This is a genomic window from Sphingomonas sp. PAMC 26621, assembly GCF_000251145.1.
In the GTDB taxonomy this organism is placed as follows: domain Bacteria; phylum Pseudomonadota; class Alphaproteobacteria; order Sphingomonadales; family Sphingomonadaceae; genus Sphingomonas.
In genome coordinates this window covers 1-14,593 of sequence record NZ_AIDW01000063.1, presented here as the reverse complement: position 1 = coordinate 14,593, position 14,593 = coordinate 1, and the positions used below count along the sequence as shown (strand labels likewise).

Here is a 14,593-nt window from a genome sequence, read left to right as displayed (position 1 = left end):
GCTTGCGACAGGATGCACACGCGATGGCCCTCACCCTTTACGCTGCGACGATACCCTCCTACCTGCAGATCCTGTCCTCGGTGTCGCGCCTGATCGACAAAGCGGAGAGTTTCTGCAGCGAGCGTAGCCTCGCACCGGATCGCCTGATTCAGGCACGTCTGACCGCGGACATGATGCCCTTCGCCTATCAGGTGAAGTCGACCATTGTCCATTCGCTAGGCGCCATTGAGGCTCTTAGAGTGGGCTGCTTCTCGCCCGACAACACGGCTCTCCCTGCCACGTTCGACGCATTGCAAGAACGGCTTGGCACAACGCTGGCCACCCTGGAAGCGACCGATCCGAGCGAGATCGAGTCCTATGTCGGTAAGGATATGCGCTTTAAAGACGGTGAAATGCATATCAATTTTTTAGCCGAAGATTTTCTGCTCTCTTTTTCGCAGCCTAACTTCTATTTTCATGCAGCGACGGCGTATGACATTCTCCGCGCGGAAGGTTTGCCGCTCACCAAGCGCGATTTTAACGGACGGGTCAGGAAGAAGCCGTCGAGTATTTAATTGGCACGGCGATCGACGTCACAAATTCTTTTCACGGTGCGCCTGAAACATCACTGACCGACTTGTCGTCGCCGTCGTCCCGCAGGCGCCAGTGTTCCTCGATTTGGCGGCATCCACCGCGCTAGCCGAAGAAATAATCATTCGGCTTGCGCGCGAAGGGGCTGGTTTGGTGGTTTTTCCCGAAACCTGGCTACCTGGCTAGGTGTTTAGTCCCGGCATCTGATGGATCGGATCGACGATGAACCTGTCCGGCTCTGAACTCCAGATTTTAGCGATGTATTCGTAAGGCGTGAGGCCACTGAGCGTTTTGAGCCGACGGGCGAAATTGTAAGCCGCCATGAAGTCGGCGAGGTGCACCCGTAACTGCTCGTGGCTTTCATAGTGGAAGCGTTTGACAGTCGCCTCCTTGATGGTTCGGTTCATCCGCTCGACCTGACCATTAGTCCACGGGTGGTTCGGCTTGGTCAGCCGGTGCTCGATGTCGTTTGCTTCGCAGATCATGTCGAAGCGCATCTGACGCGACCAGGCGGTGTTCCGGTTACGCGGCTGCTCGGCGAACTGGATGCCATTGTCGGTCAAGATCGTGTGGATGCGGTAGGGCACCGCTTTCAGCAAGTGTTCAAGGAACTCCCAAGCCGTCCGCCTGTCAGCCTTGTCGACGAGCTGGGTGACCGCAAACTTGCTGGTTCGATCGATGCCGACGAACAGGTAAAGTTTGCCTTCGGCAGTCTGAACCTCGGCAATATCCACGTGGAAGAAGCCGATCGGGTAGCGCTGGAAGCGCTGTCGCTTCGGCTTGTCCCCCTCGATGTCCGGCAGACGGGATATGCCGTGCCGCTGCAGGCAGCGGTGCAGCGCCGACCGTGTCAGATGCGGGATCGACGGCTGCAACGCGTAGAGGCAATCGTCGAGCGGCAGTAATGTGTGACGCCGGAATGCAACGACCGCCGCCTCTTCGGCTTCGGTAAGGGTTGTGGAATGAGGGGCCTTCGGCCCGGTCTTTTGATCCTCGACCGTCGCCCGCTTACGCCACTTCGCTACCGTCTTAGGGTTGATCCCAAGCTCTCGGCTCAGCGCCGAGAGCGAAGCTTGCGATCGCTGTATTGCTGCTCTGACGGCGTGCGTGGTCGTGGCGCTCCCGTGACGTACCTGTCCCATATGGCTTCCTTCCATTCCAACGAAAAGATCGCACCATCAAACCGTGGGATCAAACAGTTTCTTACATCGAGATCGGACTCGCTCTAATTCCGGGCCTTACCGGCATCTGGCTTCTAACGCTGCCACCCACTAATAAGGTTCTGATGCTGATATTCTACATACCGGCAATGAGCTTTAGTCTTTGTATTTGGGGTCTGCTGTTCATTTGCGGCGCGTTCGGAGCATGCTTATGACAGCTCCATTTCGTACTCTTCTGGCATCATCGTTTTAAAAGCTGCCCGTCGCCTATCCACCAGGCCATGACATCCGCGATCGGCAGCGCATCGGATTTCCGCATCACCGCAATGCCGAGTTTCCGCCGTTCCAAGCCTGATGCAAAATTTGTGAGTTTTTCATCACGAATAGTTGCCAAAACGCCTAATAAGGATATCGCGCTTGACGATCGCGCCAATGCACGTGAGCTATTCGAAACATTTTAGGGGAACGCTTGTGCGTAATCGATTGGCCGTGTCCGCGGCTGTAGCAATTTTTGTCGCGGCAAGCCCTGCCTTGGCCGAGTGTTCCGTATCGTCTGATGCTGGAGCTATCGCAAAACCAATCGATATGACTGTTCAAACAGACGCAAACATCGTCGCTTCTATGAGCTTGCTGCCAAAGCTGATGCACATCGACTATTCGAGTGCGGCCGGGGGAAAGCCGTCATGCGACCTGGGCCAGTTCACTGCTGGTGCGGCGTCATACGAGCTCTATGGCGATGACAAGGCTGGTCGACGACGGACGGCCAAGCCGGCTCGAAAGGGTGATCCCATCGCTCAGATCGTCCCAGTGACGGACATCATAAAGGCGATCAACGCATCGAAACAGGGTAAGTCGGCCACTGTAGAAGGCTACCTCCTCGCCACGGTGAGCAAGACCGAGTTTACTGGATGGCGATACTACACAGGCATGCCCGATACCGCGACATTGAAGCGCGACATGGCTGAGGCCTTGGGTGGCAGCACCGCTCCAATTTTCCGTAACGGAGCGGATGGCAAAACGGAGATATTTGTACCCAAGCGGTGATCCACCCTCAACTTATGGTCGTGAGTAAGTATCGCCGCGATGCAAAAATGTTGACTTTTGCATCATGGAAGGCCTTCGGTTGGCTCCATTTTCGAGAACTGCTTTAAGGGGCTTGCATCAATTTTTTCGCAAGCGCAACATGACGACGCCTTTCAGGCAACCTCTGTTGATAACTTCGGGGCCGGCTCACGCTGGCCCATTTTTTTGCCTGATGAAGATAGCTTTATCGTCGCAAAAGGGACCCCTTTTGCAACGGGAGCGCGTACCCCTCCGGGCACGGCAGAATACCCGAGCGGCAGTAGGTTAATGCTTCAGCTGATGAAGAAGGCGAAATGTCGGCGGTCGCGATGGCCTTTCCGGAAACCTGTTAGACCACCCGCCACCTGACATTCACCTTCGCGAACGGCGCAGACCTCTTCTTGTATCCAGATCAGCCACGAGTTTTGGGAACACGCTGGCGTTCTCAAATCTCGATACTTTTCGAGAAAGGAGCTGGCAGCAGCGGTATGCGTAAAACGGCCGGGGCTGTTGAAAAATGCCGATCGCCTCGCCTGCCTGTGTCAGAAGGGATGGCTGATTGGGACGCAGCGGCCATCACTCTCGCCGAACCATAGCTTTCTTGAACTTCCAGTTTAACTTTTTCGCCCCACGGATAACGCTTCAGTACGCTCGGCGCGGCAAGCCATTTCGTCCCATCGTTCAGCAGACCGAAGTGCTCGATCTCGAACATTGGGTAACACAGCTGTACTTGCCTCCACGCGCTCGGCCGCCGCACGCTCCCTGAACAATTTTGCGTCGTCCGCCATGGTGTCTTTGGTATACAGTTTCGCCAGCCATATGGAGCGCTTTATGTCCGAAGAAACCTACCAGCCCAATGCGGTCGAACTCGCTACCGAGTTAACGATCGCCTGGCTGAGCAACCCCAATACCCGCACGTCTGCCGATGACGTCCCAGCATTTCTTTCGCAGATGCACACCAGTGTTCAGTCGCTTGTCGGCGGTTCGCGGACATCGGAAGCTCCCGTCGAAGAGCCCAAGCAGTATGTCGGCGCGGTCACTGCCCGGAAATCCCTTGCAAGCCCCGATCATATCATCAGCATGATCGATGGAAAATCGTACAAGACACTCCGGCGTCACCTCGCAACCAACGGCATGACACCTGCGGAGTACCGCGAGCGCTACAACCTCAAGGCCGATTATCCGATGGTCGCTGCAACATATTCGGAAAGCCGTCGCGCGATGGCGAAAAAGATCGGCCTCGGCCGCAAGCCGGGTCAGACAAACGCTGCCAAGGCAGGAGTTGCAAAATCAGCGCCGCGTAAGCGCAAGGCTGACGACGCAGCAGCAGGGTAATATCGGGGCTGGCTTTCAAGGGGGAGGCCAGCCACCCCATTTCGAAATTCCTTCTCGATTAGGATCGCAAAACGGGAATGCCTGGATCACACGGCCTCCAGTCGAGCGATACCCTGAAGCGCCTCCACCAAGCCGTCGAACACCACCCGGTAGCGGGCGTTGGTCTTCAAGTCTTCGTGCATCACGATCCATAGCGGTAGCGCGAATGATACGGCGTCCAACACGCGCGCCAGCACCGGATCGGCCTGTGCCATCGTCACATGGCACAGGCCGATGCCGAACCCGGCGCGGATGGCGGCGAGTTGCGCCAGGTTGCTGTCCGTGCGCAGCGCGAAGCTGCTCCGGTCAAGCCCGGGCAAGTGAGTAAGCATCGCCCGCAACGCAGGCGTCTCGGCGTCAAAACCGATCAGATCATGCCCCGAAAGGTCCGCGAGCGTGGTCGGCACGCCGCGACGCTCGAAATAATCCCGGTGCCCGTGGAAGCCGAGATCGACGGGGGCCAAGCGTTGGGCGACCAATGCGCCTTGGGTCGGTTCGGTGTTGCGCACGGCGATATCCGCCTCGCGCTGGAGCAGATCGTCCACGCGGTCGGTTAGCGTAAGTTCGATCACGAGTTGCGGATGCTCGCGTCGTAACAGAGTGAGAATCGGCGGCAGATATTCGACGCCGATGACCTCGCTGGCGCTGATGCGCACGGTGCCCGCCACGGTGCCCGCCGCCCCGCTCGCGGTGCGGAGCAGCGCGGCGGCTGTAGACCCCATGATTTCGGCATGAGGTCGCAGCGCCAGCGCCAGGTCGGTCGGCGCAAGTCCGCGCTGGGAGCGGACGAACAGGTCGGAGCCCAGAGCCGCTTCCAACGCATCGACATGGCGTGCGACGGTCGGCTGGGTCAGGCCGAGGCGCCTGGCGGCGCCCGACAACGAGCCGTCCTTGAGCACGGCCAGCAGCGTCCGGTACAGCGCCCAATCGGGGTCGGCGGTCATACATTCCCGTATAGCAGGCCAACACAATACGGCAATTTCCGCGCAGGCCTGGGCACGTCATCTTCTCCTTATTGAAAAGGAGATACGGCATGAACGGATTGACGGTAGTGTTTGGCAGCGGCGCGGTGGGGCGCCCGATCATCGAGACGCTCGCGGCCCGAGGCGACCGGGTCCGGGTCGCGCAGCGCGGCACGCCCCAAGCGTTGCCGGCCAGCGTCGAGCATGTCGCCTGCGACGTGCTCGACGCAGACGCGGTGGCCCGCGCGGTCGAGGGGGCAGCCCAGGTCGTGCTGGCGGTCGTCTTCCCCTATGATGCGCGGGTCTGGCGCACGGCATGGCCGCAGGCGATGGCCAACATGCTCGCCGCCTGCGCCGCGTCGGGCGCGCGGCTGGTGTTCATCGACAATCTCTACCAGCTCGGACCACAGAACGAACCGCGCCACGAGGACATGGCGCTGAGCGAGATCGGCGAGAAGCCGGCCATCCTCACTGCGGTCACGCGGATGTGGCTGGCGGCGCGCGACCGGGTGCGGGTGGCGGCGCTGCGCTGTCCCGATTTCTACGGGCCCGGTGTCGGCCACTCGCATCTCGGCGCGTTCGCGCTTGGCGAACTGGCCAAGGGCAAGCCTGCGCAGCTGCTGGTGCCGCCTGACACAAAGCACGACTTTGCCTATGTGCCCGATATCGCTCGCGCCGCGGTGACGCTGCTCGATGCGCCCGACGATGCCTTTGGCCGGGCCTGGAACATGCCATGTGCCCCGATCCGCTCGCCGCGCGAACTGCTCGCGATCGGTGCGGATTCGCTCGGGCAGCGGGCAAGGATATGGGCGGTGCCGCTATGGCTGATGCGGCCGCTAGGCCTTGTCTACCGGATGGCGAAGGAGGTGGTCGATGTCGGCTTCACCTGGGATCGTCCCTACGCCGTCGACTCGGGCGCCTTCACGCGCCGTTTCGGCTTCGCCCCTACATCCTTCGCTGTCGGCATCCCCGCCAGCGCGCTCTCCTTCGTTGCAAAGGACCGCTGACATGACCGATCTTCAGGAAATCGCGATACGCTGGCTGGCGCTGTGGAACGGCGACATGGCCTTGCTCGATAGGCTCGTCGCCGAGAGCGTCGTCACGCACGCCGTACTGGTCGGCCAGCTGACGGAGGAGCCGATGGTCGGGCGCGACGCGCTCGCTGCATGGATCGCGCAGATGCAGGCGGGGATGCCGAGGGTGCACTTTTCGGTCGAGGTCGGGCCGCTGGTCGACGGCGATCTGATCGCGCTGCGCTGGCGGGTCGAGGGGCAGCATGGCTCGGCCTCGGTCAGCTTCACCGGAACCGACATCCTGCGTGTCGCGGAGGAGCGGATTGTCGAATACTGGGTCAATAGCGACACCTCGCTGATGATGGCGCAAATTCAGCGTGCCGCGCTGCCCTGACAAGTCGAGCGCCGACAGCACCAAACGTCGTCGTCGGATCAAACTGCCCGCAAAGGAACGGCGCTTGAGACGGCTGCGGCTTTCCCAAAAGGATGGTTGATCGGGAAAGGGATGGCTTCCCAAAACGCCGCAGGCCGCGACAATAGTGAGAGGCGCGTACCGCCTACTTGCGTATTGATCGGTAGAAGTCCACCAAGTCGCGAAGCGACGGGGCACCTGCCGCTTACCGGCGCTGAACCGCCTGCGAGCCGACCGATCGCGTCCCGATCAGCAACCGCGTAATCATAGAACCGCCGGTGTGTAGGCGACAAGTTCCCCCCTCACTATGCTGGTACCCGGCGGGAAACTGCCCAAACAGGAGGTTGCGTGAGCGCGGCCACCTTCCGCTGATATCGAGGCGGAGGCGGTCGCCCCGGCGAAAGCGAGTGGCGTGCGGGCGCAAAGACAACACGATCGGCACGATTTCGCCGGGGGCGGCGGGCTCCGCACGGTCATGGCGATGCACCGGCTCCAAGGGCGTGCTGAGGTCGGAGTCAAGCATCCGGTGCGCGACCCGCTGCCAGCCCTTGGACACGCTGTCGGCACCGTAGCCGTATGAGCCCTCGAACGTCACCTCGCGCCCGGCCACGATCTTGCGGGCGGTGACGAACAGGTTGAGGTCGTCCACACCCACTAGTTCGACCGCGATCGACAGCGCCATCGGCCCGATTACGTCCATATCCTCGGGTACGGTCCAGACGAACGACGCGACACCGTTTGGGGCATCAAACGAGGCGACCGCTTCGGCGACGCCCTGCTCCGTCTCGCCAAGTGTCCCGTGTGCAGCGTCGAGGTTAAGCGAACGCCAGCGCAGATCGCAGGGCGGCCATGCATCCTCCCGCGTCACAGCCGCCGGCTCCGCGCCGGCCTCGTAGATCGCGAGACGGACGGGCGGCTCCTCCCCCCAGCCGTTGTCCGCGCTTTTCAGGAAATAGTCGAAAAAGCGTAGCCGCGTGCGGGTCGCCTCCTCGCCATAATAGGCCGCCCACTTGCCGTCACGGTGCGTGTAGAGCCACTTCTGCTCCGAACCAGCGCGACGAAACAGCTCGAACGATCCACGCGTGTGAAGCAGATGATCGGAGAAGCTGCCGCACACAAGAATCGGCACTGCGATATCCTCAATCCGGGGCGTCGCCGCGACGTACCAGCCGTCACGTTCGGGCCGGGCGACGATCTCGTCGTTTAGGGAGCCCGATACCCGCGCCTCCCGCGCGGTGTTGTTCGACCATAATTTGCTGAATCCGTCCTCGCGCACACCGCCTGGCCGGGCGAAATCGCGGTAGAGGTCGGTCAGCCCCTCCCAGGGGCAGATCGCGGCGAGGCCTGGCGGGTGAAGCGCCGCGACCTTGTACTGGCTGATCGCGAGATACGAAACGCCATCGAGCCCGATCCGTCCGCTCGACCAGGGCTGTGCGACGGCCCATTTGATCAGGTCGTAATAGTCCTCAGCTTCCTGGTCGGAGATCAACTCGGCAGTGCCCTCGGACGTGCCGCCACCACGCAGGTCGGCGTTGACGACGACGTAGCCGTTCGAGGCCCAAAAAACGGGGTCGGGCGCTTCCCAGCTCGTCCATTCCGAATAGCGGATCGGGCGCGGCTGAGACAGGACACGCGCCTGGAACGGCAGGCCACGACCGCTACGGGTTTTCGCGGGGATTTGATCCTTGCCGTAAGGGTGCGCGGACATGATGACCGGGTAGCCGCCGGGTGCGGCAGGTCGGAAGACGTTGACCCGAACCATGGTGCCGTCACGCACGCGCACCGGCACGTTCCACTCGGCGGTGAGGTCGCTTGGAGCGGGCGTCACTATTACGTTGGGTGAGAAGGCGTTGCGGAGAAAACGCCGTGCCAACGCCCAGCGGGACCAGCGGCCATCGTTCGGATCGTTCGTCATCGTTGCTCCCCTTCGTTCGACGGCCGGTTAGCGGACGCTAGAAACCGCGATGCGGTCGCTGCCCGCCGGCAGGTCGATCGTCATCCCCTCCGCACCCAGCCGCCATCCTGCCGCCGGCCGCGTCACCGCCACCCCGCGCAGGAAGATCGATCGCGTCAGCAGGTTGTCGGGTGGGATCGGGCCCAGGTGGTTGAACACCAGCAGCCGCACCCGCGCGTCTTCGGCGATGCGCGCCGCCTGGACAGGCGTGGTGTGATAGCGTGCGATCTCGCGCATCTGCCCGGCAAGCCTCGCCTTGCCGGCATTACCCAGCCCTTGGACAACCGAACCGAGCAACTCATCGCTCTGCGCCTCATGCACGAGCAGATCGGCACCATGCGCCATCGCGACCACGTCAAGTGAGGGTGCGGTATCGCCTGACAACACCACCGATCGGCCCTTGTAGTCGAAACGGTAGCCGACCGCTGGATAAACCGGCTCGTGATCGACCTGGAACGCGGTGATCCGCAACGCCCCATCATTGAGGATTACGCGACGCGCCATGTGCGTTCGCCGCTCGGCCGCGTCCGCCAGCCCGAACGGCCGTGCGGTCAACGGCGCGGTTGCGAGCGATCCGTCATCCAGGGCGACGCGGTACTCATCGTCCTGCGCGAAGGCTGTGTTGAACCCAGCGACCACCTTCACCACCCCGTCCGGACCGAAAACGGGCAGCGTCTCGTGCCGGCCGCCGGTCCACGAAAGTCGGCGGAACTCGCCGAGGTCGCCGATATAATCGGAATGGAAGTGGGTGAGCAGGATCGCCGATATCCGCCCCATCGGGAAATGCCACTGGTCGAGATTGTTTGCCGATCCTGTACCGGCATCAACGACGAAGATGCGCTGGCCGGCGATCACCGCCGTACAGGTGCGCGCGTGCGGGCTAGGCGCGGGCGGTGCAATCCCGCACAGGATCACCCGCAGGCCGTCCGCCGATAGTGCCGCCGGGTCTCGACCTACCTGCCGCGTTACAAAGAACGCGACCAGCCGATCCTGGACGACAGGCAGCGTCGCGACGCCGATCGTCGCCAGCGCGGCGATACTGCCGACGATGCTGAGCATCCGACCTGTTCGCGTCACCCTCCGCATCCGCTGCTCCATCCGCTCGGCCCGTCCGACCACCTCCGCGATCGACCGGATCAACGGGCGCGACGGCCCAAGGTGTAGCTGAGCGCCAGCCCGCCGGATGCCTGGTCGCGCGACCCGAATGCCCGCACGACGGGCGAGCGACCTGCATCGTCGACCAGCCGGTTGTAGCCGGCATAGGCGTAAATGCCGAACGGCCCGGCGATGATGCGGTAAAGGCCGAGGTTCACGCCAACCGATTCCAGACCGCCATCGGGCCGATAGGCTGCAAGCCCGGAGGTTGCGGCCTCCGCCTGGGTGACGCCGAAATAGGCCCGGTTGAACTTGCTCTCGGTGAAGGTGGCGCGCGGACCGATGAAAACGGACGACCGGTCGCCATCGGCGACGATGTAGTCCGAGCCGATCGTGCCGATCCATGCTTTGTGCCCGTTCACGCCGTGGCGGACCTCCGCCGTTAGCCGGAACGAGGGCAGGACGCGGTAGCTTGCGAACCCGCCCAATTCGACGGTCGATCCCACCCGCGCGAGCTTGTCGTGGGTGTCGCTCGCCGATCGGCTACCCTGGAAGGCGACGGACGGCCCCAAGGCAAAGCCACCGCCATGAAAAAGCGTGGGTTCCAGCGTGCCGTCCGGCGTCGCGAAGTCGAACGGCGCGTCGCCGCTCGCCCGCGCAATCGAGCCGAACGGGCGCGCGCTGACGTGGTCGGCACCCGGATAGCTGGGTGCCACCTGCACGCCGGCGGCGACGCGCGTTACGGCGCCTTCGCCGCTATCCTGTGCCCATACCGCAGCGGGGATCGCGGCGCCGGCCAGGACGATTGCGAAGAGGCTCCGGGGAGCCAACTTTCGCAGCAGGGTGGGGGTAGGTCGTAGCATCGTGTCGCGCCTTAATACCAAGTCGATATATAAACGCGTTTACATTCTTACCGGGTACTGCACAACCCGCCCTTCCCGAAATATGTCAATGCGTTTACGTCGTACGCGATGAAGGCCCAGCCGCACGATATCGTCGACCTCATCGACACAGCCTCCTCAGGCTCGCCGCGCAACTCGGTCGGGTTCATGCTGTGGCGGATCACTCACCGTTATCAGCGCGACGTGGACCGGGCGCTCAAGACGCAGCAGCTCACCCACCTGCAATTTGTAACCCTGACGCTCGCCGCCTGGCTCGGCCGCGACGGGGAACCGGTGAATCAGGCGCAGCTAGGCCGGTTCGGCAGCATCCACCCCATGCAGGTCTCCACCGTCGTCAAGGCGCTGGAGGAGAAGGGGCTGATCGTCCGCGAACCTGCTGCGGTCGGACCGGCTAAGGCAATCGGCATGACGCTGCAGGGGGTGGCGGCGCTGAGAGCCGCGCTGCCGCTAGTAAAGCAGGTCCAGCGCGACACCTTCGGCGATGCAGGCCGCACCGGGGGGGAGCTGTTCGATGCTCTCGCGCAGATTGATTTGGAGGGTGATTGAAGCCTTCCCACAAAGGAACGGCCAGTAAGACGGACAGGACGTTCTCAATTGGGATCTTGTTTCGAGAAGCGCTTAAGCTGACACCTTGCCGATGTTATGACACCCGCTTGCAGTTTGGCGTGTCGATGCTCGTTGCGCCCCTTGGGTCGAACCACACCGTTCCGTTCGACACCATCGCCAATCCGTCATGAACGAACATCTCATGCGGAACGGCCAGCTTCAAACGTGATAGGAGGCATGGTGTAAATATCTCATCCCAGCGTCGGAACAGCTCTTGTCTGGTGCGGACGAGACCCCGGCGGCTACCGATGTTCAAGGGAAATGAAGTCGCCGATGCCGCTTCAGTTTTGTTGCCGGACAGGGCACCGTCTATGAAGTGTCGCGCTCTCGCCTCGAACACGTTCGCCGATTCCTTCGTCACATCCTCGTACCGGCTGGCCCCTTGCGGCCCACCGATGAGATCCATTCCGAGCGTTACCGGCAGCGTCGTTGTGCCCTTCGTCCATGTTCCTACAAGCGACGTCGAATTATAGAATGTCAGAGGCGGTTTCGATGCCGGGCTGACGGTCTCGAAGTGTAGATTGAACGTTGAACCGTCATCACCATGCAGGACAAGATGATCCCCATTCATCCCGCCGGTGAGTCCTATGTCGATGGGGTTCCGTGCGTAGAAGTAGTGGCCGGCGACGAACTCGGTGTGGTTCCTCACCGTCATGTGTGCGCCGACGCCATACGGGCCAATGGACCCGTCCAGGCCCTCCTCCTCGACACCGGGGACCGCAGCGCCATGCTTGATCGCCGTGCTGGAAGTGTCGGTCATCTGACCGGCATCCTCCACTATGATCTGTTTCCCGGCGATAGCTTGCAGCCTCACAGCCGGTGAAACAGTCGGATTATCCGGGTAGCTATGCCCGTCATAGCGCAAGCGCGCCTCATATCCGCGAACGATGCCTCCACCAGCGACCATCACTCCCAGATCACGCCACCCATGCGTAGTTGTCGCCAGAACGCGCACGGGGGGGCGGGCGACGGAGATATCGGTGATTTCCCGGTAGCCGGTCGGCGTCATGGCCAGCACGTAAAGATCGCATCCCCCGCTGCCGCAAAGGTCGGCTTTGCCGCCACCTTCAGACGTGGCCATTGCGTAGATCAGCGCCTCCGGCTTATTGTCCCCGTCCAGGTCCGCCAGCGCGACGGTGTAGCGCGTCAGCTTGTGATCCCGAATGAAGGCCGCGACCCCGGAGGGCGCTGTTGGAGCTGCCATGCCTGCGGCCGTAATCAGGCCGGCGATTATAGCTGCGGAATAAACGGCCAGACGCTTCAAGACAGCCTCCACCACGAAATGTCGCGACGCGTTTGTGCGCCAATCGTCTTACCCTGCCTCTGCGTTCCCGTAAACGAACGGCGATCGAGAAGGCCAGGGCGTTCCCAAAAGGATCAGATTTTGGGAAAACATCATGGGACAGGCTATTCCCGCTGCCGACCGGAAAGGTCGTCACCGAACACCCATCTGACGAACAGCGGCTGCAAGTCCCGACCGCTTGACGCTTCCATTGCCCGTTCCAGATCGATGCTGGTGACCGTGCCGCCCGCATGTTCACGGGTGTAGCGACGCAGGCCCGACCAGAACGCGGTATCGCCTAGCGTGGCCCGCAGCTGCGCCATGAATAGCGCGCCCTTGCTATATTGGATTGCTCGCCGGGCGCTTAGTGTTGGGTAGGTGCCGTCCCAGGCCAGCGGCTTGTCGAAGCCCAGCGCCTGCGCCTTTTTAAGCCGGCGTCTCGCAACTTCGAGTTCGGCGTCGTAGGCGACGCGGCCGTAGCGGTGCTCTTTCCAGGCCGCCGTCATGAAGGTTGTGATACCCTCGTTCAGCCAGAAGTCCCTGAGCGTCTCACACGTGATTAAATTGCCCCACCATTGATGGGTAAGCTCATGCGCGATGGCCCAATCCTCCGACGGATCATCTGGCTTCGTCGGCAGCGCATCAGTGCCGAGGACCGAGTACGTTGCCGCCTCCTGTGCCTCATCGCCTTTGACGAGAAGCTGGCCGTAGTCGGCGACGGGAAGCGGCACGCCTGCCTTGGCAGAAAGAAAGGCGACCATCTCCTTTGTCTTCGCAAACCGTCGTTTTAACTCGTCCGCGTCGGTGGTGTCGCTCAGGTAGGTGAGCCTTTTTGATCCGGCCCGTTCGCTAACTCGCGTAAATCGCCCGACCCCAAAGCCGTAAAGGTACGCTGAGTAAGGCCGGGGCGCCTTCCAGCTATGGATCTCGCTACCGTCCGGTCCCGGACGCCGCGCGATCATACTACCAATCGACAGGCTGGTCATCCCGGCCGGGACGCGCAGATCAAGGAAGAACGCCGCCTTCTCGCCAAACTTGTTCTGGGAACAGACCATCCAGTCGCACGCGAAATAGCTAGTGTAGAGCGTTGTCGCGGAGCCTGCGAACCCACGGGCGGGGCGGCCATGATATGACAACTCCAGCTTTACGGTGCGCCCGCGTTGAATCGGCCGGGGCAGGTCAAAGCCGAGCACATCGCCTTCCACGGTGTGGGCGAGCGCCACGCCATCGAGAGCCGCACTGTCGATGCTGAGAGCATTGGCAGAGAAGGTCAGGCGCTGGACGCCCTCCATCGTCGCGCGTAGTGTGATCACCTCACGCCCTTCAACAGTCTTGTTCTGAATGTCAGGGGTAAGCGAAAGCCTGTAGCTCGCCACTTCGAAACCATCGCCAGGCCCGTTGGCGGCGAGCGCAGGGCTGCACTGTACCCCTAGAACCGTTCCTGCCAGCGCTAGCACCAAAATTCTGCGGATCACTGACGCCTCTCCATACGGCTTGGCCAACGAGCCAACCCATGGCTTCTATCGATGGGGGCCAACCTAGAAGCGGTCGCGTAGTCCCTCCTGCAAACGATCCTTTTCGAGAAGGGCAGCTATCGCCAACTGCCTCCTGAAAGCTGCCTGTCCGTTCCCCACCAGACCCGGTCGTTCCTGATGCAAAAATCAAAAGTTTTGCATCAGGGCAACAGGGTTAAGCAGCCGATCGACCAACCCCAAAACTTTACCATCCGTGGAGCTTGTCTGCTTCCCAAATTCCGTCATCGACTGGTGTAGGAGGGCAGACGCTGGCCGCCATCGCTGTGAATCTGTTTACCCTAAACGATAAGCATTTATAGATTTATGGAAATTACATAGGGTCAGGACCCATTGATCTGAGCGGCTCGATCTGATTCAGGCTCCGTGAGGAGACCGAGGATGAGCGACCTGTACTGGCTGACCGACGAGCAGATGGCGCGGCTCGAGCCGTATTTTCCCAAGAGCCATGGCAAGCCACGGGTTGATGACCGGCGGGTGTTGAGCGGTATCGTGTTCGTCAACCGCAACGGGCTGCGCTGGTGCGATGCCCCTCGGGAGTATGGCCCACACAAGACGCTCTACAACCGATGGAAGCGGTGGGGCGAAAGGGGCGTGTTCCTGCGCATGATGGAAGGGCTGGCCGCCGCGAGCGCCACGCCCAAGACGATCATGATCGACGCGACCTAT

The 14,593-nt window shown here is 61.7% G+C and carries 16 protein-coding genes; 8 read left to right on the top strand and 8 right to left on the bottom strand.

Features of this window, described 5'->3' with window-relative positions; genetic code table 11:
* The first annotated feature begins 23 nt into the window (after positions 1-23).
* Positions 24-554, top strand: a complete 531-nt coding sequence (locus RI03_RS21495; protein WP_026046967.1) for a DUF1993 domain-containing protein — start codon at positions 24-26, stop codon at positions 552-554.
* Between the two features lie 49 nt (positions 555-603).
* Positions 604-756, top strand: coding sequence for a nitrilase-related carbon-nitrogen hydrolase (locus RI03_RS25480; protein ID WP_138995807.1), 153 nt, complete (start codon positions 604-606; stop codon positions 754-756).
* Here RI03_RS25480 and RI03_RS21490 read toward each other — a convergent pair.
* Positions 753-1,712 (bottom strand): IS481 family transposase, encoded by a 960-nt coding sequence (locus RI03_RS21490; protein WP_010219869.1) that lies wholly within the window; start codon positions 1,710-1,712, stop codon positions 753-755. The two genes, RI03_RS25480 and RI03_RS21490, sit on opposite strands and share 4 nt — an antisense overlap.
* Before the next feature lie 435 nt (positions 1,713-2,147).
* Between RI03_RS21490 and RI03_RS21485 the strand changes: the two genes are divergently transcribed.
* Positions 2,148-2,774 (top strand): hypothetical protein, encoded by a 627-nt coding sequence (locus RI03_RS21485; RefSeq protein WP_138995805.1) that lies wholly within the window; start codon positions 2,148-2,150, stop codon positions 2,772-2,774.
* A 463-nt stretch (positions 2,775-3,237) separates the two neighbouring features.
* Here the strand turns inward: RI03_RS21485 and RI03_RS23905 are convergent, their stop codons facing one another.
* Positions 3,238-3,504 (bottom strand): hypothetical protein, encoded by a 267-nt coding sequence (locus tag RI03_RS23905; RefSeq protein WP_138995804.1) that lies wholly within the window; start codon positions 3,502-3,504, stop codon positions 3,238-3,240.
* Between the two features lie 119 nt (positions 3,505-3,623).
* Here RI03_RS23905 and RI03_RS21480 point away from each other — a divergent pair, with 119 nt between their 5' ends.
* Positions 3,624-4,127, top strand: a complete 504-nt coding sequence (locus RI03_RS21480) for a MucR family transcriptional regulator (protein WP_010219867.1) — start codon at positions 3,624-3,626, stop codon at positions 4,125-4,127.
* Positions 4,128-4,213: 86 nt separating this feature from the next.
* Here RI03_RS21480 and RI03_RS21475 read toward each other — a convergent pair whose 3' ends face one another.
* Entirely contained in the window at positions 4,214-5,110 is an 897-nt protein-coding gene (locus RI03_RS21475; RefSeq protein WP_010219866.1) for a LysR family transcriptional regulator, read from the bottom strand.
* A gap of 89 nt (positions 5,111-5,199) precedes the next feature.
* Between RI03_RS21475 and RI03_RS21470 the strand changes: the two genes are divergently transcribed.
* A complete protein-coding gene (locus tag RI03_RS21470; RefSeq protein WP_010219865.1) occupies positions 5,200-6,135 on the top strand; it encodes an NAD-dependent epimerase/dehydratase family protein in 936 nt (311 codons plus the stop codon).
* Position 6,136: 1 nt separating this feature from the next.
* Entirely contained in the window at positions 6,137-6,535 is a 399-nt protein-coding gene (locus tag RI03_RS21465; protein ID WP_010219864.1) for an ester cyclase, read from the top strand.
* Between the two features lie 223 nt (positions 6,536-6,758).
* Here the strand turns inward: RI03_RS21465 and RI03_RS21460 are convergent, their stop codons facing one another.
* From RI03_RS21460 to RI03_RS21450, 3 genes are read right to left on the bottom strand one after another with little or no spacing between them, the layout of a single operon-like run.
* A complete protein-coding gene (locus tag RI03_RS21460; protein WP_010219863.1) occupies positions 6,759-8,468 on the bottom strand; it encodes a CocE/NonD family hydrolase in 1,710 nt (569 codons plus the stop codon).
* A gap of 27 nt (positions 8,469-8,495) precedes the next feature.
* Entirely contained in the window at positions 8,496-9,647 is a 1,152-nt protein-coding gene (locus RI03_RS21455; protein ID WP_010219862.1) for an MBL fold metallo-hydrolase, read from the bottom strand.
* Positions 9,644-10,465 (bottom strand): MipA/OmpV family protein, encoded by an 822-nt coding sequence (locus RI03_RS21450; protein ID WP_081504327.1) that lies wholly within the window; start codon positions 10,463-10,465, stop codon positions 9,644-9,646. The genes RI03_RS21455 and RI03_RS21450 overlap by 4 nt, the downstream gene beginning before the upstream one ends.
* 108 nt (positions 10,466-10,573) lie before the next feature.
* Here RI03_RS21450 and RI03_RS21445 point away from each other — a divergent pair, with 108 nt between their 5' ends.
* Complete coding sequence (locus RI03_RS21445; RefSeq protein WP_010219860.1) at positions 10,574-11,050, top strand: MarR family winged helix-turn-helix transcriptional regulator; 477 nt, start codon at positions 10,574-10,576, stop codon at positions 11,048-11,050.
* A gap of 94 nt (positions 11,051-11,144) precedes the next feature.
* Here RI03_RS21445 and RI03_RS22465 read toward each other — a convergent pair whose 3' ends face one another.
* A complete protein-coding gene (locus RI03_RS22465; protein WP_138995802.1) occupies positions 11,145-12,374 on the bottom strand; it encodes a hypothetical protein in 1,230 nt (409 codons plus the stop codon).
* A gap of 143 nt (positions 12,375-12,517) precedes the next feature.
* Complete coding sequence (locus RI03_RS21435; RefSeq protein ID WP_238542497.1) at positions 12,518-13,867, bottom strand: M1 family metallopeptidase; 1,350 nt, start codon at positions 13,865-13,867, stop codon at positions 12,518-12,520.
* 438 nt (positions 13,868-14,305) lie between these two features.
* On the opposite strand from RI03_RS21435, the gene RI03_RS21430 reads away from it, so the two are divergent.
* The coding region (locus tag RI03_RS21430; RefSeq protein WP_010219856.1) for an IS5 family transposase at positions 14,306-14,593 on the top strand (288 nt) is incomplete at its 3' end.

Excerpts from the sequence above, each read along its gene's own strand:
- RI03_RS21445 (WP_010219860.1), top strand. The coding sequence starts at position 10,574 with ATGAAGGCCCAGCCGCACGATATCGTCGACCTCATCGACACAGCCTCC.
- RI03_RS21490 (WP_010219869.1), bottom strand. The coding sequence starts at position 1,712 with ATGGGACAGGTACGTCACGGGAGCGCCACGACCACGCACGCCGTCAGA.
- RI03_RS21460 (WP_010219863.1), bottom strand. The coding sequence starts at position 8,468 with ATGACGAACGATCCGAACGATGGCCGCTGGTCCCGCTGGGCGTTGGCA.
- RI03_RS21465 (WP_010219864.1), top strand. The coding sequence starts at position 6,137 with ATGACCGATCTTCAGGAAATCGCGATACGCTGGCTGGCGCTGTGGAAC.
- RI03_RS21480 (WP_010219867.1), top strand. The coding sequence starts at position 3,624 with ATGTCCGAAGAAACCTACCAGCCCAATGCGGTCGAACTCGCTACCGAG.
- RI03_RS21470 (WP_010219865.1), top strand. The coding sequence starts at position 5,200 with ATGAACGGATTGACGGTAGTGTTTGGCAGCGGCGCGGTGGGGCGCCCG.
- RI03_RS21450 (WP_081504327.1), bottom strand. The coding sequence starts at position 10,465 with ATGCTACGACCTACCCCCACCCTGCTGCGAAAGTTGGCTCCCCGGAGC.
- RI03_RS21495 (WP_026046967.1), top strand. The coding sequence starts at position 24 with ATGGCCCTCACCCTTTACGCTGCGACGATACCCTCCTACCTGCAGATC.
- RI03_RS21475 (WP_010219866.1), bottom strand. The coding sequence starts at position 5,110 with ATGACCGCCGACCCCGATTGGGCGCTGTACCGGACGCTGCTGGCCGTG.
- RI03_RS23905 (WP_138995804.1), bottom strand. The coding sequence starts at position 3,504 with ATGTTCGAGATCGAGCACTTCGGTCTGCTGAACGATGGGACGAAATGG.